Genomic DNA, 26,505 nt, shown 5'->3' with positions numbered 1-26,505 from the left:
GTAGCTATGGATATTCAAATACGTTAAATCCTTAGCTACTTTCTTTCTTGTACCCATCCTGGTTACCATAAATATTTTTTCAAACAAGGTGTCTTTTAACATAGGTTTAAATTGATAACCACTTCCTATGTACCGTGATTTAGACATTGGTTTAATTTGGTTTAATACCATACATTTTGTAATTTTAAGAAAAATCCTATTACACTATGTTATCAGAAAAAATAGAACATGCATTAAGCGCACAAATACGAATTGAGGCTGAGAGTTCTCAAATATATTTAGCAATGGCATGTTGGGCTGAACACCGAGGTCTTGAAGGTGTATCACAATTCATGTATCGCCAATCGGATGAAGAAAGACAACACATGCTTAAACTTATTAAGTTTGTAAATGAGCGTGGAGGCCTAGCTCATATCTCTGAGCTAAAAGCTCCTAATGTATCATTTTCGTCCTTTAAAGAGATGTTTCAAGAGTTATTCGATCATGAAATGTTCGTTTCAAAAAGCATTAACAACCTTGTTCACATTGCACTTCAAGAACAGGATTATGCAACTCACAATTTCCTTCAATGGTATGTAGCCGAACAAATTGAAGAAGAAGCAATGGCTCGAACCATATTAGATAAAATTAAAATGATTGGTGATGATAAAGGTGGACTTTATCTCTTCGATAGAGACATTCAACAACTAACTATCACTAGTTCAGTATCTCCAGCCACAAACTAATCACTAAAAATGTATGTTAAAATTTATTTAGAATAAATTTAAATAATTAATTTTGCCTCAGAAAATCAACGGAATAAACCTTGGGAGCAAAAGAAAAGGAGAAAAAGAAATCCAAAAAAAAAGAAAAGAAGGAAAGGGCTTTGACTGCTGAAAAAAAGTGTAAGCCTAAGTGTTGTAAGAAGTATAAAAAAAGTGAATCTAAACGTTGTACTAAATGTCCTATGTTTGACTTACTTAAAAAAGTAGCTTAATAAAAAAAGGGTGTTAATAACACCCTTTTTAGTTATTCAAATTAACTACCTAGACAACATAAGTATCTCATTACATTGTATCTCCGTTATATGTCTTCTTTCACCCTCTTTGGTTTCATAAGTACGGGATGTAAGCTTCCCTTCTATAACTACCTCATGGCCTTTAATCAGATATTTTTCAATGATATCTGCTATTTTTCCCCAAGCTACAACAGTATGCCATTGAGTCTCCTTTATTTCTTCCCCTTTGGAATTTTTATAACTTTCATTAGTGGCTATAGAAAATTTAGCTAATTTCTTCCCACTTTCTAAGTTGATAATTTCAGGATCATTCCCCAAGTTTCCAATCAACTGTACTCGATTTCGCAATGCATTCATAATTTCTAGATTTAAATTAAACAGTTAATACTATACTATCAGTTATTTGGTGTACTGACATTGCAAATCTGCAACTTAATATAAATCAAAGATGTATGATAAACATTTACTTTCGGAAGTAAACGTTTGTAAACGAATGTAAACGTTTTTTTGTATCTTTAAGAAAATTGAAATACAGCAATTCTATGCAGGAAATAGGAAAAATTGAACTACGAAATTTAAAAATTGAAGACTACCTTCAATTGAAAAATTCGATGATCGAAGCATATAGCGAGCTGGAGGAAATGTACTGGAAAGAACACCATATAATTAAACTATTGGATACATTTCCCGAAGGTCAACTTGTAGTTATTGTGGATGGTAAAGTAGTAGGATCTGCTTTATCTTTAATTATCCCAAGCGAAGTAGCTCAAAAGAACCACACCTATGAACAAATAACAGGGAACTACACATTTAATACACATGATTCAACTGGAGACATCCTTTACGGCATTGATGTATTTATCCATCCAAAGTATCGAGGTTTACGTTTAGGGAGAAGATTGTACGATGCTAGAAAAGAACTATGTGAACAACTCAACTTAGCAGGAATCATATTCGCGGGCCGTATCCCAAATTACAGTGAATACTCCAAAACACTCAATCCAAAAGAATACATTGAAAAAGTCAGGATGAAAGAAATTTACGATCCCGTACTCTCATTCCAACTTAGTAACGATTTCCATGTAAAAAAAATAATGAAAAACTACCTGGAAGGAGATACGAGTTCACACGAATATGCAGTTCTTCTTGAATGGCATAACATTTTTTACGAACCAAGCCCGAAACTAATTAATACCAGAAAATCAATTATTCGTTTAGGACTTATCCAATGGCAAATGAGACCTTTATCAAATTTAGAAGCTCTTTTTGATCAGGCAGAATTCTTCATAGATGCCGTTTCTGGGTATGAAAGTGATTTTGCGCTATTCCCTGAATTTTTTATTGCACCTCTAATGGCTGATTATAATCATTTATCCGAAGCTGATGCCATACGTGAACTTGCAAAATATGCCAATCCTATTCGTAGAAAATTTCAGGAATTTGCCATTTCTTACAATATTAATATTATTACAGGAAGTATGCCCTACTTAGATAACAATAAATTGTACAACGTAGGATTTTTATGCAAACGTGATGGCACTTCAGAAATGTATACTAAAATACATATAACACCAAATGAAATTGCTCATTGGGGTATGACAGGTGGTGACATCATTCAAACGTTTGATACAGATTGTGGTAAAATCGGTATCGTTATTTGTTATGATGTAGAATTTCCAGAACTATCTAGATTAATGTCAGATGAAGGAATGCAAATACTTTTTGTACCCTTTCTTACTGATACACAAAATGGATATACACGTGTAAAACACTGTGCTCAAGCGCGTGCAATCGAAAATGAATGTTATGTTGCCATTGCAGGTTGTGTAGGGAACCTACCCAAAGTTGAAAACATGGATATCCAATTTGCCCAAGCAGCTGTATTTACCCCGTCAGACTTCTCATTCCCGACAAATGGAATAAAAGCAGAGGCCACTCCTAATACTGAAATGACACTAATTGTAGATGTGGATGTGGATTTACTTAAGGAACTACACGAATATGGTAGCGTTCGAATTCTAAAGGATCGTCGCCATGATTTATATCAGGTATCTAGAAAATCAAAAAAATAGTTGCGCATGAGAAACTATGTATACTTTATTTATATTCTAATCTTTCTTCCTATAAACAGTATGGGGCAGAATATAAAAAAACTCAAAGAAGGAGAATTACCTGCTAAGGCTACTTTACAAGAGGTCGCTTGGATTGCTGGTTATTGGAAAGGAGAGGCTTTGGGAGGACATATAGAAGAAATCTGGAGTAACCCATTAGGCGATTCTATGATGTTTGCTTTTAAACTGGTCAAAAATGATAAAGTAAGTTTTTATGAGCTTGGTGCCATTACACAAACAGAAGAATCATTATTGTTTCAATTAAAACACTTCGATAGTAACTTTAGAGGTTGGGAAAGCAAAGATGAATCTATAAAATCTGCTTTAGTATCTATTACTCCAAACGCTGTGTATTTTGAAAACTTTACGTTTGAAAAAGTAAATCACAATGAAATGAATGTTTATGTATTGTTTAAACAGAAAGACGGAAGCCATAAAGAAATAGCCTTCAACTATAAAAAAGAATAGTGATGGATAAAAAATGCCTTGAATGTGGCGAAAAAATTGTCGGTAGAGCCGATAAAAAATTCTGTAATGACTATTGCAGAAACGCCTATAATAACAACCTACATAAGGATAGTAAAAACTTAATCCGAAATATTAATAATAAACTTAAAAAGAATTATAAAATTCTCAGCGAACTTAATCCAGAAGACAAAACTAGAACTACAAAAATGCGTCTATTAGACAAAGGATTCGACTTTGAATATTTCACTAACCAATATAAAACCAAAACTGGAAATATTTATCATTTCGTGTATGATTTAGGCTACCTTATGCTGGATAATGATTATTTTATGATAGTACGCAGAGAACGTTAATACCAGTTTTGGCTGGACATTTTAAGAGCAGCTAACATAACATCCTTTCTGCTTATCTGACCAATAAGTTCTCCATCTTCAATAACAGGAAACCTGCGATGATGTGTTTTAAAAAATTCGGCCGCTGCATCAAAAATGGTTTTGTCAGGATCAATTGTTTGTACTTCCTTAGTCATATAATCAGCCACACGCATATTAGCTATTGGCATATTAAAATATCTTCCCTCAGAAATTTGTTTCATACAATCACTGTCTGATATAATACCAACTAACCGTCCAGCTACATCCACAACTGGTGCACCAGTAATTTTGTTCTCCATAAACAAATTAATCACTTCAATAAGTGATTGATCAGGCTTAAGGGTCACAAGCTTTGTAGTCATATGATCACGAACAGAAATAGGTTCATTAAATTTCTTTTTCTGATCTTCTCTTTCTCCTTGAAAATTGATAATTCCCATAACACTTGCTTTTAACGAAACTTCTTAAAGTTACTCATTTTTAATTAATTAGAATCAATTTTTAAAATAAATTAAATCTACTTAAAAAGAAGTAGTACTTTTATGTCAATTCAACCAAAACAGTATTAAATTATGAGTGTATCAAAGCAAGTTTTCTCTCTCCTACTAATAGCAGGAATAATATATGCTAGCTTTTACTTCATGATGCCGCAACAGGTAAATGTCCCTAAAAAGGCAAATCAATTCTCAGTAACAAAAGCCACTGAACATGTTCGAAATATGGCTGAAAAACCACATTTTGTAGGTGCTCCTGCACATAAAGAGGTTATCAACTATCTCGAAAAAGCTTTACAAAATCTAGGACTTGAATCCCAATTACAGGAAGGATATAGCGCTGGAGATTGGGGTAATTTAAGTAAGGCTACTAACATAATATCACGCATTAAAGGTCAGGATTCTGGAAAAGCTCTACTCCTCCTTTCTCACTATGATAGTAACCCACATTCTTCTTTAGGCGCAAGTGATGCCGCTAGTGGTGTTGCCACCATTCTTGAAGGAATCAGAGCGTACCTCACAGAAAACATTATCCCTAAAAATGACATCATCATTCTGTTTACTGACGCAGAAGAACTTGGATTAAATGGTGCTCAGCTTTTTGTCAATAATCATCCATGGGCAAAAAATGTTGGATTAGTTCTTAATTTTGAAGCTCGAGGTAGTGGTGGACCAAGTTATATGCTTGTTGAAACCAACCAAGGAAATGCCAAACTAATCAAGGCTTTTAATGAGGCTTCCCCTCCTTTTCCAGTAGCCAACTCAATGATGTATAGCATTTATAAAATGCTCCCAAACGATACAGATCTCACGGTTTTTAGAGAAGAGGGCCATATTAATGGATTCAATTTTGCTTTTATTGATGATCATTTCGATTACCATACCAAAATGGACACCCCTAATAGAATGGATCCTAACACGCTAGCGCATCAAGGAACCTATTTCATGTCATTGGTAAACTATTTTAGCAATGTTGATTTAAGTCATCTTGATTCCAATGAAGATTATATCTATTTCAATATTCCCTTTTTTAAATTAGTCACCTATCCCTTCAGTTGGATAATACCAATGTTGTTACTTTCCACATTACTTTTCACAGTCCTCTTAATCTATGGCATTCGCAAAAAGAAGCTTCAATGGACTTCTATTGGTAAGGGATTTATCGTTTTCCTTTCTATGCTTCTTATAGGCGGCCTACTTGGATATTATGGTTGGAAAATACTTCTATACATCTATCCACAATACAATGACATCCTTCATGGATTTACATACAACGGATATGAATACATCATTTCATTTTTCTTACTTACTACTGCACTATGCTTCTATGGATATCATAAAACAAAGACAATCAGCACTACTAATTTGATGATTGCACCACTATTTGTATGGTTAATCATTGCATCTCTGATGGCTTGGAAACTTCCGGGTGCAGCTTTCTTTATCATTCCTGTTATTGCAGCCCTTGTTATACTCTACATTAAATTGATCGATAAAAAACCAAATTATATTTGGGCCGTGCTATTGAGTATTCCATTAATTTCATTATTTACTCCTATGGTCCAAATGTTTCCTGTTGGATTAGGTTTAAAGATGTTGGTGGCAAGTTGTATTTTTGTAGTACTAATTTTTGGATTATTAATACCTGTTTTTGGGGAATATAAGAGAAAAAAAGAATTATCAGGACTACTACTAATTATTGCTACAGCCTTTATTATCAAAGCGCACTCAATGGCCAACTTTACCATTGATCGACCTTGGCCTAGTAGTTTAGTGTATCTTTTAAATGCAGATACCCAGAAGGCCTATTGGCTTACTTACAATACAATACTTGACCCATGGAATGAACAGTACATAACAGACAAGAAAACATCTGTTGACAGTGCTATAGGAACAACCTTGAGTAGTAAATATAAAACTGGATTTTCATATATAACTAAAGCTCCAATAAAAGAAATTAAATCACCTTTGATTCGTACCCAAAAGGACACCATAATAGGCAACAAAAAATACCTTTCCATAGCTATTGAGCCACAACGAAATGTAAATAGATTGGAAGTTTATACAAATAATATTACAATACATGATGCGACAGTAAATTCAGTACCTTTATCTAAAGACTTTCTAAATGACCCCAATCGAAAATCACGTTTAGTTACCCACTATATTAGCACAAATGAGCCCACTTTATTAGAATTGGTTATACCCTCGAACGAAAAGCTTGAGATTACCCTAATGGAAGCTTCTAATAATTTACTTAATCATGAACTATTCAGCATCCCTAAACGTCCAAAAAATAGCATTCCAATGCCTTTCGTTCTCAATGATGCTATAATAATTACAAAAACAGTACAATTTTGAAAATAGGAATATTAGGCTGTGGATGGCTTGGTTTCCCATTAGCCCAAAAACTTTTGGCTGATGGATTTAGCGTACGAGGCACCACTACATCAGAAGAAAAACTATCAACTCTAAAAGAAGCTGGTATCGAAGCCTTTATAGTATGCTTAAGTCAAGAAGGTATTACAGGAGATCTGAACACATTTCTTAAAGATCTTGATATACTTATTATTAACATCCCACCAGCTCTTCGTAAATCCCCTAATGAAAATTACTCTAGTAAAATAGCTTACTTAATAAATGAGCTGCCAACTAATAAATTACCGAAAATTCTTTTTGCTAGTTCAACTTCTGTTTACGCTGATTCAGTAACATTTCCAGTAATAACTGAAAATACAGCTATGCTTTCTGATTCAATAAACGGGAAACAACTTCTTGAGGCAGAATCTCTTTTTATACAAAACGACAACTTAAGCCAATTAACCACGATTATTCGTTTAGGGGGCCTAATCGGAGAACATAGGCACCCTATAAAACACCTAAGTGGAAAGACAGAAATCAAGAGCCCTCAAAGTCCTATTAATCTAGTTCATCATTATGACGTAATTGATATAATAAAAGCAATTATTCGGGATAAAAAATGGGGTGAAATCTTCAATGTAGTTTACCCCTGGCATCCTTCCAAGAGGAATTACTACACTAATGCTGCGCTTGACAGATCCATAGCCTTACCTCATTTTGAAGAAAACGGTCCTTCACTAGGTAAATTCGTATCCTCATCTAAAGTTACTACCGAACTTAACTTCACTTTTTCGCACTTACTTTAAAATCTTTAGCTATTCATTTAGAGATTACTAGAATTATTTTAATAGATTTGGCACCTCAACATATAAATAACCTAAAATGAAAAAAGTTTTATTTCTTATTGTGATGATGGGAGGATTTAGCTTGCAAGCTCAATCCAATGATGTATTAATAAAACATTACGAAGCTTTTTACAAGCAAATGAGGATGCAGGGAGACTTGCAAGGATCCATCAATGCATTAACTCATCTTACTATTTTACAGCCTAACCAGGCTCGTAAAGACACCCTTGCATATTTATATTTTTCAGGAAACCAATACATTCCTGCGTTAAATGTATTAGGCATTGAAAAGGATGCAAACGCGTCTAAATTAGCCTTGGAAGTGAAAGCGGCTTCTTTAAAATCAGTTAATCAAGCTGAACGCTCCCTTGAACAATATGAACTTTTATTCCAGAAGTATCCTGATATTTATGTTGCATACGAGATGGTAGACCTTCAAATTCAAGCTGGAAAGTATGAAGAGGCTACTAAATCTGTAGAGTATGGGTTAGCAAACTGCAAAGAAGAAGATATGATTGCATTTTACGAAACGCAAAATCCATATCAAGTTCCTGCAAAAGCGGCATTTACTTATATGAAAGGTTTGACAGTGTTTAATAAAGATCAAACCAAGGTAGATGAAGCCTTGGCATTGGTCAAAGAAGCCATCGTTCTTGCTCCTGATTTTAATCTTGCAAAAACTATTCGTCAAGCTTTATTAAACCGAAAAGCTGAAATGTAGTTATCCTTACAATAAATAATCCCGAATCTTACTTCGGGATTATTTATTTATTGCTTTTTGGATTTTAAGATGGAAGTTAGTTTTTCATCATTATCCTTTTTAAGTTGGATTACTTCTGAAATAGTATCATTAGGAATTGCAATTGAGAGGACATAATGTGCTATTTTCCAATTTCCATCAATCTTTTTTAAAACACCTGATCCCCTACATAACTTCATTTGAGTATCTAATAACTCATCAAACCATGCTAGTTCTCCTCCTTGATCTACGTATATATTTCGCTCTAAAGAAGTAAAACTCCAAGCTTTTCCTTTATCAAAATAAGGTTTAGAAAAGGTTCTAAATTCTTGATTTTGCCAATTTTCAGTTGCATCAGTCCCTAGAAAGACACCATCCTGAGTCATGTGTGAAAAATACGAGTCAAAATCAGCAACAGAAGCAGCTTTATGCCATGAATCTATCACATTATTAATCGCCTCAATAGCTTCATTTTGACCCCAAGAGTTAGTCGATAAAAAGAACCAAAAAAGTGCTAAAAATTTAATTTTCTTCATATAATGGATTTTTTATTGGTTTACTTCCATCAGCCGAATCAATAACAGGCTCCCCAATCTCTTTAAGATATTGATCTATATTATCATTAACCAAACTATTCATTTGAATAATCATTTGGTTATATGCCGTCTCAATTTTCTTTAATTCAGATAATATTTCTTTTTTACTTATATGTTGGTTGTTAGCAACTCCGTCACGTAATTCTTTAACATACGTAGAGAGTAAAACCATTCTACTATGTACTGCAGGTGCATTTAAATTATCTGTGGCAATTGATTTTTCTAAATTAATTATCGCACTCTCAACATCAATTAAAAGATAATATAATCCCTCGTATGAACTTTTAACCACCAACGATTTTTTCTTCTCTATATCAACCCCTTCATCCATTAAACGTAATTGACCAATAGTAGAACCTGGAGCCTCTAATTGAAAATTATAGAAATAAATATAATCGGTATTAAAACTATTAGTTTTGGGTGCTAATTGTAATAAAAACCGACCGTCCTCTTCAACAAAGAAGCGAATAGTGATTTTTTTCCAATCAGTGGCCAAAGGAGTAATTTTACCTATTATTACGTCATTAAGGATTTCACCTTTATTCAAATCGAAAGTTTGAGTCCCTGCTATCTCAGGTAAAACAGTATGAGCATATCTCAAAGAAGCTTCGGTAGCTGTAGCCGCCTTAACGTAACATGAAAGCTGATACTCTATTCCCCCTTTTAGATTCTCTGTCCAATAAATATGTGGATATTCAGTAGCCCCTAGACTTTTCAATTGATAAATAGTATTATATCCTTCAGTCGCTTCTCTTACATCTAAAGTTGCTTCTGCATCACTTTTAGAGAATTCAGCTGCATCTATTGAAAATTGTTTGTATGTAACCTCCCTGTCTTTTTCAGTAATATATACTGGTTTAGGTTTTCGATCCTTTTGTTCAAATCCAGGTCCAATAAATGCTAAGGTCGTTTGAAGTTCTTTAAACTCTGGCCAATTGGATACTAGTTTTGTGAGAGAATCAGTCATTCCGACCATCTGGAACTGAGGCAAATCAATAGTCTTAGGTTCCCGCTTTACATCTCTAGTTTCACCAGTGGATTTACTTTCACAAGCAATTAGTATTATAGGAATAAAAAAAACAAGTGCTTTCTTCAAAATCGCATTGACCATATAAAGGTTTTTAGATTTCAAAGATAGCACTTATTGTTTTTAAAATACGATATGTTAGAAGTGGTAACGGCGGAAGGCCTCTAGAGCAGCATACTCGGCAAGCCCAAGCATCCTGTACTTCTGAGCAGTTTCCCTATTACGATCTTCGGCACGTTGCCAAAATTCACGTAAATCATCTCCTTGAAACATTACGCCATCTTTTTGAGATTGATGGAAGAATATAGCCTGACGTTTTTTTAGTACCTGATCAGGACTCATTGGAACTGCCATCTCAATTTCATGTATATCCCATTCGTGCCAAGCTCCTCTATAAAGCCATACCCAACATTCCTTCATAAAAGGTTGGATTTTTAAGCGCTCAATTGCTGCAAATATACCATCCAAACAAACTTTATGAGTCCCATGTGGATCTGCTAAATCACCTGCGGCATATATCTGATGAGGTTGTACCTCTTCTATTATATCACAAAGAATCTGAATATCGGCTTCTCCAAGTGGATTCTTTTTAATAGTCCCAGTTTCATAAAACGGTAAGTTTAAAAAATGAACTTGGTTATCAGGTACTCCCTCAAAACGTGTTGCAGCCAAGGATTCACCTTTTCTAATAAGTCCTTTTAAACGACGTACTTCGGGCGAGTCAATTTCATTTTCACTCTTATTCGTTAGCTGGTTGATAATTTCATTTAGAAATGAACAGTTCTCTCCTTGTGCCATATCTTTTGAAACTTCAGCAAACTTTAATGCTTCATGATCTGAAACCGCAATGTTTCCGGAGGTTTGATACGCAACATGAACAATATGACCTTGCTCAACTAATCTATCAAATGTTCCTCCCATTGAAATTACATCATCATCAGGATGCGGACTGAAAATAAGTACTCTTTTTTGGTGCGGATACTCACGTTCAGGTCTTGAAGAATCATCTGCATTGGGTTTTCCTCCTGGCCAACCAGTAATGGTATGTTGCAACTTATTAAACATTTGAACATTTAATTGATAAGCAGATCCGCCCAATGCTAAAAGGCTAGACATTCCATTATCATTGTAATCCTTATCTGTTAAACTCAGAATAGATTTATTCAAACGTTCACAAAGCCATACTATAGCTCTACCTTTAAGCTCTTCGTCCCAGACACAGTCACTAACCAACCAAGGTGTTTTTACCCTAGTAAGTTGAGAAGCAGCGCCATTATCTAATACAAATGTTGTGTTATTGTGCTCTTGAAGGTAGGTTGCTGGCACCTCAGAAGACACCTCACCTTCCACAGTTTCCTTAATAATCTCTGCTTTATTTTGCCCCCAAGCAAGCAATACAATTCTTTTCGATTTACGTACTGTTTGTATCCCCATGGTTATAGCACGTTTTGGAACATTGCTCAACCCTAAAAAAGAAGGAGCAGCATCGGCCCTTGTAACATGGTCCAAAGTAATAATACGTGTTCCTGAATTCTGGTGAGAACCAGGCTCGTTAAAACCTATGTGACCTGTTCTTCCTATGCCTAATAATTGAAAATCCAGCCCACCAACTTCTTCTATTTTCCGATCATAATCCAAACAATATTGGATCACTTCATCCTGAGCTATCATCCCATCAGGAATATTAATATTTTTAGATGGAATATCGATATGGTTAAAAAGATGCTCATGCATAAAGTACCAATAACTATGAACACTTTCCTTGGACATAGGATAATACTCATCTAAATTAAAGGTAATTACATTGTAAAAACTAAGTCCTTCTTCTTTGTGCAAGCGGACTAATTCTTCATAGACTTTAGTTGGAGAAGAGCCTGTTGCTAGGCCCAAAATACAAGGTTTATTTTCAACTTGCTTTTGACGGATAAGTTGTGCGATTTCATGTGCAACTACGATAGAAGCCTCGTATGCATCATTAAAAATGATGTTATGAACTTTTTCGAATCGCGTTTCTTCAAACAATCCAGCCTTTTGAAAACTAATGCGCTTAATAGCATCGGTTATGGAATGATTCATGGTAATATGTGTTGTTTTCGTTTCCTAATCTATATATTTCGAAATAATTGTTTTTTAGTGCATATAGTTTTCAAATGCTAAGGTACTATAATATTTATATTTTCCGATATTATTCACTACTCTTATTTTTTAGATGCTTACCATACACCAAACCCTCAGTTGGCGTACGGAATTGAGGTGTAATTAAACTAATTATATATCCACCTATCACACAAACAGGAATGGCAATCAAAGGATATATATAGAAGTTTAAAGGGGTGTAATATTTAATAAATATCAGTACAATTACACTCATTAACGCTCCAGAAAGAGCCCCCACCCAATTTGACCTTTTAAGAAAAATTCCGAGGATAAAAATTCCGGCTAAAGCACTCCCAAAAAGTCCAACCACTTCTTGAAAAAAGAAGAAAAGAGATGTTACCGGATAAGTTGCCATTAAACAAGCAATACCTGTACCTAAAATACCTACTACTATAGTCACCCACTTAGCAATCTTAAGTCCTTTTATCTCTGAGTATTTAGAAGAAAATCGCTTAAAATAATCAACAGTAAAAACTGTAGAAATACTGTGCATACTGCTATCCAAACTTGACATGGAAGCCGAATAAATTCCCGCAATAACTAAACCAGCTATACCTGGTGGTAAATGATCAGCAATAAACAATGGAAAAACACCGTCATTTTGCATTCCTACTGAAAGAAAATCAGGATGTTCTTTAAAATAAACATATAAAAATGTTCCCATTGAAAATATCAATAATCCCGCTGGAATTGTAATTATTCCATTCATCCAAATACTTTTTCGTGCTTGTTTTTCATCAGAAGTTGTTAAATACCTCTGCACAACAGCTTGATCCGTTGTATATGGAGCAAAATTTAATGCAAATGATCCTAAAAAAAGTGACCAAGTAACTACCTCTGTTGAACTAAGTCGAAAATCAAAAAGTTGAAGCTTACTGTCTTTCCAAGCTGTTTCGAAAATATAACCAACATCACCTATTGAGGTCCCTATATATATTAATCCAATGATCAACCCAGCTATTAAGACAATAACTTGAATCACATCCGTCCAAATTACAGCTTCAATACCCCCCATTACTGTATAAAGAATTGCCAATAAACCCATAAGGATAATTGCCATATAAATATCGATTCCTGTAACAGTGGATATGGCTAATGCTGGCAAATAAACAACTATACCCATTCGAGCTAATTGAAACAACACGAATGATGCGCTACCAAAAACCCGGACAACTATGTGGAATCGTTTTTCTAAATACTCATAAGCTGTAGTTATTTTTAATCTTCTAAAAAAAGGCAGGTAAAATGTAATGACAATTGGTACAATAAGTAAAACAGTAAAATACCCTAAATATGCCTGCCAATCGAAGGCATATGCTAATGCAGGTTGTGATAAATATGTAATGGCACTCAACATGGTTGCATATATACTCAAACCTGCTGCCCACCATGGTATACGCCCTCCTCCTAAAAAATAATCATCTGTACTTTTGTTTCTTCTGGAAAAATACCAACCCATTAGAATCATCAGACTTAAATACACTCCCAAAGTTAAATAATTCGCCCATCCAAAAGAAGGTTTATAGGGATCTATATGACCCACATAAATGGCATTGGTACGAACACCTGGGCTAACTTCTCCTCCGGCGAGAACTACTTCATTTTTATACATTATGGCCGTAGTAACAACTGGGGTTTCAAAAGGTAGATCCCCTCTCTTTACCCAAGTATCGGTAATAGTGTGATATGCCCAAACAGTATTTGAAAAGGAAGTTTTCTTTAAAAGCTCATTTTGTTTATTACGTAGAGAAGTTATGTTTTCCTTTTGTTGATCATCTATTTGTGATATCTGGTCCTCAATAGCTAATCGTTCATATAAATATTGTTTTGGCCCTCCTGCACCACCTAATATGACTATATGAGCATCACCTGTCTTATATGCAGGAGCAGCAGCAACATAGCCACCGGTTATGCCTGGAGTTTCATTATTTGGAATTGGATTTTTTTTAAACCACTGTTTCTTTTTGCTACTATATGCATAGACATCAGTTAACATTTCATAAGAAGGCTTGGTATTTGGATCCACTTTAGCTCCACTAAAAACATATAATAAATCTTCTTTACCATCATTTTGTGAAACTACCACAGGTTGAATTCGTGGAGCACCTTCAAAGTTGACTAATTTTTCCCAACGATATGCATGTGTTTCAAGATCAGAAGATAATGTTAAAGAAAGAAATGAATCCGTTGAATTACCTCCTGGTTTCTTCTGACCACCAACAAGATATAATTTATCACCGACCACGTCACCTCCCATATGAGCAAGTGGATATGGCATTTCTGGCAATAATTGTATCTTAACCTGTTTAGTCTTAGAATCCCATTTCAACAAAAATGCAGCATTAGAAAATCCATCCACAGATTCACCTCCAACACATAGTACGCCATGTAGCGTACTCACTGCCACACCATAGGCAAGTGGTTTAGGCAACTTTTGAACGGAACTAATTACTTCCCAATTACCTTTTCCGTCTTTACTAAGTGCATAAATAGTATTATACCATTGTTTTTGCCCCCCCTCCCACACAGGTTTATTTGGAAAATTGGCACCTCCTGCAATTAATATTACGCCATTATGTTGCCCAATGAAGGCTCCATTAATCCCAAGATCTGTTGGCAATGAAGCCCTATTTTCCCACGAAATTAAAGTTCTTCCTTCTTGAGCTACTAAAAACCCGGAAGATAACAACAGAATAGCTACACTGAAAACCAATCTTCTAAACATCATGATAAGCAGAAATTTATGTTTGCTGTAAAAATATAAAAAAAAATTAATATGTATGACATATTGCCAATAGCTCTATTTTATACAGTAAAAATACCATAATATCACTCAAGTAAATACCTAAATAACTGTGAAATAATAATTTTTATTGGATTTAATATTTTTTTTAATACATTTGATTTATGTTATACATAATACAATTAATTAACTAATCCAAAAACAACACTAGTCATGAAAAAGAGTTACATCATGTACGCAATGACGGTACTACTCCTATGGATTCCCTTAATAGGAAATGCACAGGATAGGATAATTACCGGCACAGTCACTTCGGCTTCAGACCAAATTCCTTTGATGGGCGCCACCATCCTCATAAAAGGAACTTCTAAAGGGACCCAAACCGATTTCGACGGAAACTTTTCAATTGAAGCCCCAAAAGGAGCAACACTAATTATTAGCTTCGTTGGATTTGCAACACAAAACATCCTTGTAGAAAACCAAACCATTATTAATGTAATACTACAGGAAGAATTCAATGCTTTAGATGAGGTAGTAGTAACCGGTTACGCCACACAACAAAGAAATACTATGGCTACATCTGTTTCAAAACTAAACACCAAAGTACTCGAGAGTGCAAGCCGTTCTAATGTAGCAACATCACTTCAAGGTACAATTGCAGGTTTACAGGTTACACAATCAACAGGACAACCTGGAGCGACACCTGTTCTTGTTCTAAGAGGAGGTACACAATGGGGAGGAAATGGATCTCCCCTAATTCTTATAGATGGGGTACCTGGTAGTTTCTTTGCTTTAAACTCTGATGACATAGAATCAATAGAAGTCCTAAAAGATGCTGCTTCAACAGCTATATATGGAGCGAGAGCAGCTAATGGAGTAGTTCTCATTTCAACTAAAAAAGGAAAATCTGGTAGGTCAAACATAAGTTTCAAGAGCAAACTTAGCATTAACAAAAGGAGAGAAGATCCTATGCAATATTTAGGGGCGGCTGATTACGTGAAATTCAACCGTATGGCCGTAAAAAACTCTCAAATGGTAAGAGGTACAAACTGGCTAAATCAATTCCTAACAGGCAATAACGCAGCCGCTACAGGAAATAATACAACTAATTCGATTTATACCACAATGATACTGAATGATTCCAACCGACATTTACTAAACTACCCTGGTTGGCAAACTATTGATGACCCAGTTAACCCAGGCACAGCACTTATTTTCCAAGAAAATAAAATGTCTGATTTAATCTATCAAAACAGCTATACAAATGATTATACCCTATCTTTTGATGGCGGAAATGACAAAGGAAATTACTACTTAGGATTAGGCTACTTAGATGATAAAGGCTTGGTATTTGGCTCGCATTTTAAGCGCTATTCAGGAACTCTGTCTGCTTCATACAATATAACTGATAATTTCAAATCCACAGCGAACATTGTTTATGCACATTCAAATTTCAACAAACCATTTGACAATATTTATAATATTTTCCAACGTAATGCCGGTATAGCACCAACTTCTAGAATTTACAATAACAATCTTGATGGAAGCCTCTCTAATGAATTACAACCCGGCACTTATCTCGGCTTTGGAAACCCTCTCTATTATAGAGATAAATTTGTAAGAACAAATTTAGAACAGAGAATTACATCTTCCGTCCAGTTCGATTGGAAATTTTTACCAAATTTCAACTATATGGTTCGTGGAAGTTACTTTTCAGTTAATAATACAGACGAAGGTTTTAACAAAGCTTATCTAAATTCTGGATCCTTAAATACCGCCCGAGTGGCTTTTGCGAATTACGACAGAATATTAAGAAATCAGATAACATCAGTCATTAGTTATAAAAAGAATTTCCTAAACAAACATAATCTAAACGCTTTAGTTGGTCATGAATACTTTAGAGAGAATCGTTTCAACTTAAATGCTTCAACTCGTCTTTCGCCAACAGATCTTATATACACTATGAATGTTGGCCCGGAAATTGAAAACCTTCCATCATCAAGTAAGACTTCTTACGCCATTAACTCATATTTTGGGCAACTCAATTACGATTTTGATAATAAGTACTTATTTGGCTTGACTTTTAGAAAGGATGGAACCTCCCGATTAGGTAATGAAAAATATGATTTCTTCCCCGGCATATCTTCCGGATGGAATGTTCATAACGAATCATTTTACAAGGAGTCTTCTATTAATCAATTTATTAACAGCTTAAAACCACGTATCAGCTATGGTGTAAATGGTAATATTGAAACGCTTTCAAACTTCGGAACTTATGGAGTTTATGGACAGATGCAAGTTTACAATTCCCAAACAGGATATGCAAATACAGGATTACCTTTATTGGATTTAAAATGGGAGCGATCGACAACCCTTAATTTTGGGGTAGACCTTGGATTATTTAACAATAGAGCTACAATTATAGCGGACTATTTTATAAGAGATGTTATAGATAAACACTCCAATTTAACATTACCACTTTGGACTGGCTTTACTAGTATTACAACAAATAACGGCACATTACGTAATAAGGGATTAGAATTAGAATTTAACGTGAAAGCAATTGCCAATGACGACATAAAATGGAATATTGGCGGTACATTTTTTACTGTAAAAAATTACGCTAAAACACTTCCAAATAATGGAGTAACTAACAATAGGCAAGATGGGACGGAAATATATGACCCGGCAACAGGAGAAACTAAATATGTTGGAGGTCTTCAAGAAGGCAAGCGTAATGGTTATGACCTTATTACAGCCTATGTTTTTGATGGTGTCTATCAAACACAAGACCAGATTGACGCAGATGCTGGCAGAATTGTAGATTTTGCTTATCGAAAGGATACCAGATTTCTAGGAGATTCTCGCTGGAAAGACCTAAATGGAGATAACATAATTGATTACCGTGACCGCGTTGTAATTGGTAGGACAACTCCAGATTTCATAGGAGGATTAACTTCTGACCTTTCTATCAAAAACTTTAACCTTTATGTAAAAACAGACTATGCTGTAGGGCACTACCTAGCCAATGGACGTAGAATAAAAGGAATAGCTCAAACTCAAGGCAATCAAAACGGACCAATTGAAATTCGTGATTCTTGGACACCAGAAAACACTACCTCAAATATACCAAGATTTGATTTAGTTGATCAGCAACGCAATCATTTAGCTGGTGGTGGTGATCAAGGTTCCTTAACATCAGGAAGTTCAAGACTTTGGGAAAAAGGGGATTACTTGGCATTAAGAGAAGTAACATTGAGCTACACACTTAATGACGAGCTTCTTAATAACTATTTCAACACTATAAGACTTTACATAACTGGATCGAATTTGAAGTATTTTACAAAATTTACCGGAAGTTCTCCTGAACCCGCTTTATCCGACAACCCAAATGAAGGGCAATATATTGGAAGAGATATCGGTAGATTTCCTTTGCCTAAAACATTTACACTTGGGCTTAGTTTAACATTCTAATCGTTAAAAATCAAAGCAGATGAAAAAGTATATTTTAATAATAACATCTTTTATTCTATTCATAGGATGTGATATAGATTTAAAACCTGAAAGTTCGCTTACATATAATGGATTTTGGGATACAGAAGAGGCTGTACGCTCAGCTCATGTTGGTATTTATAGTACTATCAGAAACTATAACTACACTTTATGGAGAATGGGAGAATTACGTTCTGATATTTGGGGAGGGCCGACCTTAGAAAGCCCATCTGACTTAAATTTAATTGATAATAATATCAACGTTAGCAATGCTCCTTTTACAGATTGGGCACAATTTTACAAATTAATGCACTACATTAATGATTTCATAAAAAATGCCCCAAAAGTAACATTCAAAAATGAAAATGAAAAGAATCACCTTCTAGGCCAAGTTTATGGAATCAGAGCCTATATTTATTTTTCCATGCTAAAAGCTTGGGGCGATATACCTATTACAACAGAACCTATTAATGGAGTAGATATATTAGCCTTACAAAAACCACGTTCACCAAAAACAGAAGTGATGACACAAATCAAGTCAGATCTAGAACAATCGTTAGACTATTTTGGAAATGACAATAATCTATGGCTAAATACAAAAATCTATTGGTCAAAGGCGGCAACATTAACCTTAAAAGGGGAAGCATACTTATGGTCAGGAGTGGTTTTAGGTTCAGGAGAAACAGACTTTCTGCAAGCCAAAATAGCATTAGAATCAATATCTGGATTCTCATTAGTCCCATATACTAACTTATGGGGAGCCGATAATGAGTCTAACAATGAATTTATATTTACAATTGACTACCAAAGAGGACAAGCCAGTAATTTCTATTCTAACTTCACATCGAGAGCTGTCGACATTCATAACGAAACAACAGGTGGGTTATGGGATGCCAATGGCACAACATTAATTGATTTTGTCGTAAACGGCGGTAATAGATATGGACCTTCTGAAAAAATATTAAGTCTAATTGACGACACAAATGATGCTCGAAGAGGAAATTTTATCCGTATTTACACAAATAATGCAGGACACATTCCATTTGACAATAATGGTTATGTTGGTGCTATCCTTACAAAGTTTCTAGGAAATGTAGGCAGTGACGGGTTGCGTGAAAATTATAACAATATCCCCATTTACCGTTATGCAGATGTCCTATTATTATTGGCAGAAGCCAAAAATCACCTTAATGAGGATCCATCAGCGGAAATTAATGCAGTTAGACAAAGAGCATATGGCGCAAATTTCCCAGGGTACCAATTCACTAATGGCTCCAAAACTGAAAACACTAATCACATTTTAAATGAACGATTAAAGGAATTTATTGGAGAAGGTAAACGTTGGTGGGATTTAGTACGAGCCGGTGGTAATTATGTTTATGATGAAATTCCAACTTTAAACGCATCTGACTCACATAAAATATATTACCCTATATCCGAAAGTATGATTGCAAAAGATCCCATTCTTGAGCAAACTGAAGGCTATGAGAACTAACAATAAAATCAAGAATACCTATGTTTATCATGCTTTCTTTTCTTCACATTTAAATTAGTTATAGTATTCTTGAAAAACCCCCGACTCCTAAAAAAGAAGCGGGGGTTTCTCTTATGAAAAATGCCGTCATTGAAAACGGCATTTTTATATTTAAAATAGTTGTTACAATTAAGCCTTCTTAAAAGTACGCACAAAATGAGGCTCCAAATGATTACGCATAGCGTTTCTAAATGTTTCTGGCGTTCCAACTTTTATATTATCCATAAGCATACGATGGGTAACAAACTTACCTGATGAGTACTTAAATTGTCGCCATTCTTCAGAAGTTTCACGATGTACAAATTCAAAAACCGGCAACAATAATTTGTGAAATTTTTGCAAGGTTTCATTGTTTGACATTTGATAAAGCTTTCCATGAAAGGCAATTTCCTTATCTAGAGAAAAAAATGACTCATTATTTACATTATCTTCTTCAAAAGTGACTATTTCTTCTAACTCGTCCATGTCCTTTTGAGTTTTCCTTTCAAATAGAAAATCAGCCATTCCCATCTCAAGAATTAGACGCAGTTCAAATAGATTTTTCAAAGTTGATTCATCCAATATAGTAGGATCGAGCACTCGTTCAAAACTACCAACAACATCAGGCTGAGTAAGAATCATACCTCTATGCTTCTTAGATTCAACTAATCCTAAAGTTCGCAAGCGAAGTAAAGCTTCCCTTACAACAGTTCTGCTTACTCCAAGTGATTCTGCAAATTCTAATTCCTTTGGAATTGCATCACCAGGACGGAGTCCATTTTCTTTGAAAAAAGCGAGTATACGCGCTTCTACTTTATCAACCAATGATAGGTTATCTATAGGTTCTATTTTTTCTAATTTGGCTTTCATTTTTGGCGTATCTTCTTGGGTACAAAAGTATAAAAATAAAAAACTTAGGCTAGGTTGTTGAGTATAATTCCAAATTCTCATTTTAACACACTCAACTTCGAATATACAAATATTTTTTTATATTTGTATTATGTATAACATATTAATATGAAAAATAGCCAACTTTACAAAAACTCCTTACTTAATAACGTAGTACCCTTTTGGCTACAACACTCTCCTGATACCAAATATGGAGGCTATTTTACATGCCTTAAAAGAGATGGCAGTGTTTACGACACGGACAAATTCACATGGCTTCAAGGGCGTGAAGCTTGGCTTTTTTCAATGCTTTACAATCAGGTTGATCCCAATCAGAAGTGGCTTGAAATGGCTACCTTAGGAATTGATTTTCTCAAAACCAAAGCCATGGATTCTAAAGGTGATTTCTATTTTTCCCTAACTAGAGAAGGTCAACCTTTAGTACAACCTTACAACATTTTCTCTGATTGCTTTGCAGCTATGGCATTTAGTCAATATGCCAAAGCTACAGGGAAAGAGGAATATATACAACTAGCTAAAAGCACTTACTTTAATATTCTGAGAAAAAAAGACAATCCAAAAGGTATTTATGAAAAAAACACTAATACCAGGCCATTAAAAGGATTTTCTTTACCCATGATTTTATCCAATTTGGTTTTAGAACTAGAAGAAATTATTACACCGGAAGAGATAGAAGAAACTATTGATAAAAGCATTCATGAAGTAATGCATGTCTTTAGAGATGAAAAAAGTGGAATCATTTATGAGAATGTAAAATTAGACGGCTCTTTAGAAGACAGTTTTAATGGTCGTTTACTTAACCCAGGCCATGGAATAGAGGCCATGTGGTTTATGATAGACATTGGAGTTCGAATTAATGACACTTCATTAATTAAAACAGCTAGTGACACTATAATAGCAATTTTAGACTACAGTTGGGACAAAACATATGGCGGAATATTCTATTTTATGGACGCAAAAGGAAATCCTCCTCAACAATTAGAATGGGATCAAAAACTCTGGTGGGTACATCTTGAAACCCTTGTAGCGTTATCCAAGGCTTATTTACACACTCAAAATCCAATCATTTGGAATTGGTACAAGAAAGTGCATCAATATACATGGAAACATTTCCCTGACCCTGAACACGGTGAGTGGTATGGATACCTTAATAGACAGGGAGATCCTTTACTTACTTTAAAAGGTGGAAAATGGAAAGGGTGCTTTCATGTACCAAGAGCTCTATATCAATGCTGGAAAACATTTGAAGAAATTGAAAAATTAAACCCTACCCTATGAAAAATATCTTAATTACTTGCTTACTAATAGCAACGGGAATAACATCCCATTTTGGTTATTCCAATACAAAAATTAACCATGAACTAGCTAATGAATTAGCGACAATTACTGCTTCCCAACCTATGATCCCTATTTGGGACAATGAAAAGGAAAACATCTTACTTGAAATTGCAGTTACCATGTATCAAGAAACAAACTTGCGTTCGGTTTCACTTGATTTACTTGGCACCAAAAATGTTAATGACATTAAACAATTGGAATTATTCTACTCGACTGACAATTCGTTTAAGACAAAATCATCCTTTGGTAAAATACAAGTTAAAGGTTCAACAAGCAAAATATCTGGAAATTTAAAACTTTCTAAAGGAATACATTATTTTTATTTGAGTATCTCGTTAATTAATAACCCGGATCTTACGAACATCATCAAAATCAATAATGGAGCATTTTCTTTTTCAAAAGGGAAAACAACTCAAATTAAAATTTCAAACAAGTCCAATGGACAACGTATTGCTCACAAACTCAGAGTTAAAGATCAAGACAACGTTAACACCTACCGCATTCCAGGAATAGCAACTACAAACAAAGGGACACTAATTGCGGTGTATGACAATCGTTATGAAAAATCATCCGATCTTCAAGGTCATGTGGATGTAGGTATGAGTAGAAGTACCGATGGCGGTCAAACCTGGGAACCAATGAAGGCCATTATGGATATGGGTACATTTGGCGGAAAACCCCAAAATGAAAATGGGATTGGAGACCCTGCAATACTTATTGATAAAAAGACCAATACAATTTGGGTAGCCGCATTATGGATTCATGGATTTCCTGGCACACACGCATGGAATTCCTCCAAATCAGGAATGACTCCAGAAGAAACTGGACAATTTGTATTAGTTAAAAGTGAAGATGATGGTCTTACTTGGTCTGAACCAATTAATATCACTTCTCAAATAAAAAATCCCAAGTGGAGACTATTTTTTAATGGACCCGGTATGGGGATTAGTATGAAAAATGGAACACTTGTTTTTCCTGCACAATATAGAGATCAAAATGGTGTACCCCATTCTACTATTGTTTACAGTACGGATCACGGTGCCAACTGGAGTGTAGGAACAGGCGCAAAGACACATACAACAGAAGCACAAGTGGTGGAACTTTCTGACGGCAGCTTAATGTTAAATATGCGTGATGACAGAAATAATCAGGCAAGTCATCTTAGAGATGAGTTTCACGGACGCGCTATCTATATCACTAAAGATATGGGAGAGAGCTGGACAGCTCATCCAACATCACGAATCGCATTGACTGAACCTAATTGTATGGCCAGTATCGTTGCATTTGATCATCCCACAAAAGGAAGAATTCTGTTCTTTTCTAATCCAAACTCATTCAATAGTAGAACCAACATAACAATTAAAACAAGTTTTGATAATGGTAACTCATGGCCGGAACAAAACCAAGTTAATTTATATGGTCCAAATGGTTTTGGCTATTCTTGCCTAACGATCATTGATGATAATCATATAGGTATTATTTATGAAGGTGTTAGAGATCTTTACTTTCAGAAAATACCAATAACTGACCTAATTAACCCTTAAAAAAGTAAAAATGCGTCCCTATATTCTATCAGAAACCACATGGAAAACAGTCAAAGAATCCAATTTCGATTTAGCTATTCTACCTTGGGGCGCTACTGAAGTTCACAATTACCATCTTCCCTACGCAACAGATACCTTGCTAGCCGATGCTATAGCTGCTCAGGCTGCTAAACAGGCTTGGGAGCAAGGTTCTCGTTGCATTGTTTTACCGGCAATCCCCTATGGAGTAAACACAGGCCAAATAGATGTAAAGTTATGCATGAATATGAATCCGTCGACCCAGCTAGCTGTACTTTCAGACATTACACATGTTCTTGATTACCATAACATCAACAAGCTCTTAATTATAAATGCGCACGGTGGAAATGATTTTAAACCATTAATTAGAGAATTAAGCCTTAAATATCCGAAGGTCTTTATTGCAGCCACAAATTGGTGGAATGCTTCCAACGCAAACGAGGTCTTTGACGAACCTGGAGACCACGCTGGAGAATTAGAGACCTCCATGATTCAATTTATTACACCAAGACTTATGTTACCGATTGAAGAAGCAGGAAATGGATTTACAAAACAATTTAGTATCAAAGGATTACAAGAAGGCTGGGTAATTGCTCAACGTCACTGGCCATCTATTTCGCAAGATACAGGTGTTGGCAATCCCATAAAGGCTACTCCTGAAAAAGGAAAAATCTTTTTCGAAAAAACAACACAAGCCATTGCCGATTTTATTATCCAACTATCCAACACAGATCTATCTAACCTATACAAAGACTTATGAAAAACTTTCTCATTTTAATCACCATATTGTTTTGTGTTTTTCATGTTACTGGACAAACTACCTCCTTTCAGTCTAAATTTTCATCAGAAAAATTAGCAGAAGCCCCTGTAAAATTAATTCCATTTCCGCAACATGTAAATTGGAATAAAGGTTACTTAAAATTGAAATCAGTCCACTTAGTAAATGAAGAATTTCTTATAAAACCCATTAAAAATGAGCTTATATCAATACTTCATGAGGCCCATATTGAATACACCAACATTCCTACCTCCATACCATTACAAATTACCAAAAACCCTAATTTACCTTCAGAAGGTTATACACTAAAGGTGATTAGTAATTCTATTACCGTAGGATTCGGAGATGATGCTGGACTTTTCTATGCATTTCAAACATTAAAACAACTTATTAAAAACATTAACGGAATCCCTTATATTCAGTATTGCACAATCGAAGATTATCCCATCTTTCCACTTAGAGGATTTATGATAGATGTTGGTAGAAATTTCCAAAGTATATCAATACTTAAACAACAATTGGATATCATGGCTCGCTATAAAATGAATACATTTCATTGGCATCTCACTGACAATCCAGCGTGGAGAATAGAAAGTAAAAAATATCCTGAACTCACAGCAGCCAAGAATCATATTGAAACAAGAGATCCAGGAATGTACTATACATATGAAGAAATTAGAGATCTTATTCATTATGCCAAGCAGAAACAAATTCAGGTAATTCCTGAGATAGATATGCCAGGGCACAGCGAGTCATTTGTAACAAGTACAGGCTTTAAAATGGAATCCAAAGAAGGATTAAAAATTCTAAAAGAAATTTTAGTAGAATTTTTTACAGAAATACCTAAAGAACTCTGCCCAACAATACATATTGGATCTGATGAAGTTAAAATTCCAAATCCTGAAGGATTTATGAAGGAAATAATTTCCCTCTGCAGAGCGAATGAAAGGGAAATTATTATTTGGAACCCAGGACTCCCTGCCGACAATCAAGTAATTCGACAAACGTGGGAGGACAAACCACAAAAAAAACAAGGATATCGCGAAATAGATTCATGGAATAGTTATATAAATAATGGAGAACCATACATACACATTTCAAATCTTTTCTTTAAACCCATTGGATCTGAGTCAAAGAACACAGTTCTAGGAGGGATTTTATGTCTTTGGCCTGATGTTAATCTTGAGTCATCTACTGATGCATTTCAACAAAATCCAGTATATCCTTCACTACTAACTTATGCATGGAAAACTTGGACTGCTGATATAACTAGTGCTTCACGAAATTATATAACACAAGTTCCAACGATCGGTACTGATGAAAATAAGTATTTTAGTATTTTCGAAACGTATCTATTACATCATAAAGATCGCTATTTCAATAATTTACCATTTCAGTATTCCAAACAAGCAGAGACTTCTTGGAGTTTATATGGACCGTTTAAGACCACATTAACCGATTCCTTAGATAACAACCTAAATAACTTTAAAAAAATGCCATTTAAAACAGTCAGTGGCAATAGTGTATATATCCGAGATCGTTTTCAACAAGGTGGTGTATTTACTAAAGCTATGCCAGGAGAAACGTACTACGCAATTGCCAAAATCGAATCTGATACGGATAAAATAGTCCCTTTCTGGATCGGGTTTGAAACACCCCATAGAGCTAACAGAGTCTATAACGGAATTCCAAAGGAAGGAAGTTGGGATAGCAGTGGAGGAGAAATATGGATAAATGGGAAGAAACTACCTGCACCTAATTGGGAAAACCCAGGGTGGAAACCTTCAAAAACTAAAGGATGGGGTTCAAAAGAAGATCAAGAAATTCCTTGGAGAATTGAAGAATTGTATTGGACACGTCCACCAGTAGCCATTTCTCTTTCAAAGGGAACTAACACTGTGTTAATCAAAATACCGGGAACCACTGACTATCAAAATTGGATGTTTACTTTTGCTCCGCTTTTAACTGAAGGTCTTAACTTTATACATCCGTAATATTCAA

At 35.0% G+C, this 26,505-nt stretch carries 21 protein-coding genes; 14 read left to right on the top strand and 7 right to left on the bottom strand.

Annotation, left to right across the window (positions count from 1 at the left end):
• Nucleotides 1-206: 206 nt before the first annotated feature.
• Both PT603_RS12290 and PT603_RS12285 read left to right on the top strand, forming a co-directional pair.
• Nucleotides 207-725: a ferritin gene (locus tag PT603_RS12290; protein WP_008237348.1), complete on the top strand. Its 519-nt coding sequence runs from the start codon at nt 207-209 to the stop codon at nt 723-725.
• A gap of 80 nt (nt 726-805) precedes the next feature.
• Complete coding sequence (locus PT603_RS12285) at nt 806-976, top strand: hypothetical protein (RefSeq protein ID WP_193365555.1); 171 nt, start codon at nt 806-808, stop codon at nt 974-976.
• Nucleotides 977-1,021: 45 nt separating this feature from the next.
• Here the strand turns inward: PT603_RS12285 and PT603_RS12280 are convergent, their stop codons facing one another.
• Nucleotides 1,022-1,354, bottom strand: coding sequence for a single-stranded DNA-binding protein (locus PT603_RS12280; RefSeq protein ID WP_008237347.1), 333 nt, complete (start codon nt 1,352-1,354; stop codon nt 1,022-1,024).
• A 185-nt stretch (nt 1,355-1,539) separates the two neighbouring features.
• Between PT603_RS12280 and PT603_RS12275 the strand changes: the two genes are divergently transcribed.
• From PT603_RS12275 to PT603_RS12265, 3 genes are read left to right on the top strand one after another with little or no spacing between them, the layout of a single operon-like run.
• Nucleotides 1,540-3,069, top strand: a complete 1,530-nt coding sequence (locus PT603_RS12275; RefSeq protein ID WP_008237346.1) for a bifunctional GNAT family N-acetyltransferase/carbon-nitrogen hydrolase family protein — start codon at nt 1,540-1,542, stop codon at nt 3,067-3,069.
• Between the two features lie 6 nt (nt 3,070-3,075).
• Nucleotides 3,076-3,576, top strand: a complete 501-nt coding sequence (locus PT603_RS12270) for a DUF6265 family protein (RefSeq protein ID WP_008237341.1) — start codon at nt 3,076-3,078, stop codon at nt 3,574-3,576.
• A 2-nt stretch (nt 3,577-3,578) separates the two neighbouring features.
• Nucleotides 3,579-3,929: a hypothetical protein gene (locus PT603_RS12265; protein WP_008237340.1), complete on the top strand. Its 351-nt coding sequence runs from the start codon at nt 3,579-3,581 to the stop codon at nt 3,927-3,929.
• On the opposite strand, the gene PT603_RS12260 is transcribed toward PT603_RS12265, so the two are convergent.
• Complete coding sequence (locus PT603_RS12260; RefSeq protein WP_008237339.1) at nt 3,926-4,390, bottom strand: CBS domain-containing protein; 465 nt, start codon at nt 4,388-4,390, stop codon at nt 3,926-3,928. The genes PT603_RS12265 and PT603_RS12260 overlap by 4 nt on opposite strands.
• A 132-nt stretch (nt 4,391-4,522) precedes the next feature.
• On the opposite strand from PT603_RS12260, the gene PT603_RS12255 reads away from it, so the two are divergent.
• From PT603_RS12255 to PT603_RS12245, 3 genes are all read left to right on the top strand, one after another.
• Nucleotides 4,523-6,805, top strand: coding sequence for a M20/M25/M40 family metallo-hydrolase (locus PT603_RS12255; protein ID WP_008237338.1), 2,283 nt, complete (start codon nt 4,523-4,525; stop codon nt 6,803-6,805).
• Nucleotides 6,802-7,611 carry an NAD(P)-binding domain-containing protein gene (locus tag PT603_RS12250; RefSeq protein WP_008237337.1) on the top strand — a complete coding sequence of 270 codons (810 nt, stop codon included), beginning with the start codon at nt 6,802-6,804 and terminating at the stop codon, nt 7,609-7,611. Before PT603_RS12255 ends, PT603_RS12250 begins: the two co-directional genes overlap by 4 nt.
• Before the next feature lie 76 nt (nt 7,612-7,687).
• Nucleotides 7,688-8,371 carry a hypothetical protein gene (locus PT603_RS12245; protein ID WP_008237336.1) on the top strand — a complete coding sequence of 228 codons (684 nt, stop codon included), beginning with the start codon at nt 7,688-7,690 and terminating at the stop codon, nt 8,369-8,371.
• 47 nt (nt 8,372-8,418) lie between these two features.
• Here the strand turns inward: PT603_RS12245 and PT603_RS12240 are convergent, their stop codons facing one another.
• From PT603_RS12240 to PT603_RS12225, 4 genes are all read right to left on the bottom strand, one after another.
• The gene (locus tag PT603_RS12240) at nt 8,419-8,925 is read right to left on the bottom strand and encodes a nuclear transport factor 2 family protein (RefSeq protein WP_008237334.1); all 507 of its coding nucleotides are present in this window, start codon (nt 8,923-8,925) and stop codon (nt 8,419-8,421) included.
• Nucleotides 8,912-10,096 carry a hypothetical protein gene (locus PT603_RS12235; protein WP_008237332.1) on the bottom strand — a complete coding sequence of 395 codons (1,185 nt, stop codon included), beginning with the start codon at nt 10,094-10,096 and terminating at the stop codon, nt 8,912-8,914. The genes PT603_RS12240 and PT603_RS12235 overlap by 14 nt, the downstream gene beginning before the upstream one ends.
• 54 nt (nt 10,097-10,150) lie before the next feature.
• A complete protein-coding gene (nagB, locus tag PT603_RS12230; RefSeq protein ID WP_008237329.1) occupies nt 10,151-12,088 on the bottom strand; it encodes a glucosamine-6-phosphate deaminase in 1,938 nt (645 codons plus the stop codon).
• A gap of 109 nt (nt 12,089-12,197) precedes the next feature.
• On the bottom strand, nt 12,198-14,897 hold the full coding sequence (locus tag PT603_RS12225; RefSeq protein WP_008237328.1) for a sodium:solute symporter family protein: 2,700 nt from the start codon (nt 14,895-14,897) through the stop codon (nt 12,198-12,200).
• 228 nt (nt 14,898-15,125) lie between these two features.
• Between PT603_RS12225 and PT603_RS12220 the strand changes: the two genes are divergently transcribed.
• Complete coding sequence (locus tag PT603_RS12220) at nt 15,126-18,386, top strand: SusC/RagA family TonB-linked outer membrane protein (protein ID WP_008237326.1); 3,261 nt, start codon at nt 15,126-15,128, stop codon at nt 18,384-18,386.
• Nucleotides 18,387-18,405: 19 nt separating this feature from the next.
• A complete protein-coding gene (locus PT603_RS12215) occupies nt 18,406-19,899 on the top strand; it encodes a RagB/SusD family nutrient uptake outer membrane protein (protein ID WP_008237323.1) in 1,494 nt (497 codons plus the stop codon).
• A 168-nt stretch (nt 19,900-20,067) separates the two neighbouring features.
• On the opposite strand, the gene PT603_RS12210 is transcribed toward PT603_RS12215, so the two are convergent.
• Nucleotides 20,068-20,787, bottom strand: a complete 720-nt coding sequence (locus PT603_RS12210; RefSeq protein WP_040488586.1) for a FadR/GntR family transcriptional regulator — start codon at nt 20,785-20,787, stop codon at nt 20,068-20,070.
• A gap of 147 nt (nt 20,788-20,934) precedes the next feature.
• Here PT603_RS12210 and PT603_RS12205 point away from each other — a divergent pair, with 147 nt between their 5' ends.
• Genes PT603_RS12205 through PT603_RS12190 form a run of 4 tightly spaced genes read left to right on the top strand, consistent with a single transcriptional unit; the run spans nt 20,935 to nt 26,498 of the window.
• Nucleotides 20,935-22,104: a n-acyl-d-glucosamine 2-epimerase gene (locus PT603_RS12205; RefSeq protein WP_008237320.1), complete on the top strand. Its 1,170-nt coding sequence runs from the start codon at nt 20,935-20,937 to the stop codon at nt 22,102-22,104.
• On the top strand, nt 22,101-23,708 hold the full coding sequence (locus PT603_RS12200; protein WP_008237319.1) for a sialidase family protein: 1,608 nt from the start codon (nt 22,101-22,103) through the stop codon (nt 23,706-23,708). The genes PT603_RS12205 and PT603_RS12200 overlap by 4 nt, the downstream gene beginning before the upstream one ends.
• A gap of 10 nt (nt 23,709-23,718) precedes the next feature.
• The gene (locus tag PT603_RS12195) at nt 23,719-24,486 is read left to right on the top strand and encodes a creatininase family protein (RefSeq protein ID WP_008237318.1); all 768 of its coding nucleotides are present in this window, start codon (nt 23,719-23,721) and stop codon (nt 24,484-24,486) included.
• Nucleotides 24,483-26,498 carry a family 20 glycosylhydrolase gene (locus PT603_RS12190; protein WP_008237316.1) on the top strand — a complete coding sequence of 672 codons (2,016 nt, stop codon included), beginning with the start codon at nt 24,483-24,485 and terminating at the stop codon, nt 26,496-26,498. Before PT603_RS12195 ends, PT603_RS12190 begins: the two co-directional genes overlap by 4 nt.
• Nucleotides 26,499-26,505 lie beyond the last annotated feature (7 nt).

Source organism: Imtechella halotolerans (assembly GCF_028743515.2).
GTDB classification, from domain to species: Bacteria; Bacteroidota; Bacteroidia; order Flavobacteriales; family Flavobacteriaceae; genus Imtechella; species Imtechella halotolerans.
Note: the sequence above shows the minus strand (reverse complement) of the source record. Positions and strands in the feature narration are given on the sequence as shown.

Bases quoted from the DNA above. Each gene is read 5' to 3' on its own strand.
- PT603_RS12290 (WP_008237348.1), top strand. From the start codon at position 207: ATGTTATCAGAAAAAATAGAACATGCATTAAGCGCACAAATACGAATT.
- PT603_RS12280 (WP_008237347.1), bottom strand. From the start codon at position 1,354: ATGAATGCATTGCGAAATCGAGTACAGTTGATTGGAAACTTGGGGAAT.
- PT603_RS12275 (WP_008237346.1), top strand. From the start codon at position 1,540: ATGCAGGAAATAGGAAAAATTGAACTACGAAATTTAAAAATTGAAGAC.
- PT603_RS12270 (WP_008237341.1), top strand. From the start codon at position 3,076: ATGAGAAACTATGTATACTTTATTTATATTCTAATCTTTCTTCCTATA.
- PT603_RS12265 (WP_008237340.1), top strand. From the start codon at position 3,579: ATGGATAAAAAATGCCTTGAATGTGGCGAAAAAATTGTCGGTAGAGCC.
- PT603_RS12260 (WP_008237339.1), bottom strand. From the start codon at position 4,390: ATGGGAATTATCAATTTTCAAGGAGAAAGAGAAGATCAGAAAAAGAAA.
- PT603_RS12255 (WP_008237338.1), top strand. From the start codon at position 4,523: ATGAGTGTATCAAAGCAAGTTTTCTCTCTCCTACTAATAGCAGGAATA.
- PT603_RS12245 (WP_008237336.1), top strand. From the start codon at position 7,688: ATGAAAAAAGTTTTATTTCTTATTGTGATGATGGGAGGATTTAGCTTG.
- PT603_RS12240 (WP_008237334.1), bottom strand. From the start codon at position 8,925: ATGAAGAAAATTAAATTTTTAGCACTTTTTTGGTTCTTTTTATCGACT.
- PT603_RS12235 (WP_008237332.1), bottom strand. From the start codon at position 10,096: ATGGTCAATGCGATTTTGAAGAAAGCACTTGTTTTTTTTATTCCTATA.
- nagB (WP_008237329.1), bottom strand. From the start codon at position 12,088: ATGAATCATTCCATAACCGATGCTATTAAGCGCATTAGTTTTCAAAAG.
- PT603_RS12225 (WP_008237328.1), bottom strand. From the start codon at position 14,897: ATGATGTTTAGAAGATTGGTTTTCAGTGTAGCTATTCTGTTGTTATCT.
- PT603_RS12220 (WP_008237326.1), top strand. From the start codon at position 15,126: ATGAAAAAGAGTTACATCATGTACGCAATGACGGTACTACTCCTATGG.
- PT603_RS12215 (WP_008237323.1), top strand. From the start codon at position 18,406: ATGAAAAAGTATATTTTAATAATAACATCTTTTATTCTATTCATAGGA.
- PT603_RS12210 (WP_040488586.1), bottom strand. From the start codon at position 20,787: ATGAAAGCCAAATTAGAAAAAATAGAACCTATAGATAACCTATCATTG.
- PT603_RS12205 (WP_008237320.1), top strand. From the start codon at position 20,935: ATGAAAAATAGCCAACTTTACAAAAACTCCTTACTTAATAACGTAGTA.
- PT603_RS12200 (WP_008237319.1), top strand. From the start codon at position 22,101: ATGAAAAATATCTTAATTACTTGCTTACTAATAGCAACGGGAATAACA.
- PT603_RS12195 (WP_008237318.1), top strand. From the start codon at position 23,719: ATGCGTCCCTATATTCTATCAGAAACCACATGGAAAACAGTCAAAGAA.
- PT603_RS12190 (WP_008237316.1), top strand. From the start codon at position 24,483: ATGAAAAACTTTCTCATTTTAATCACCATATTGTTTTGTGTTTTTCAT.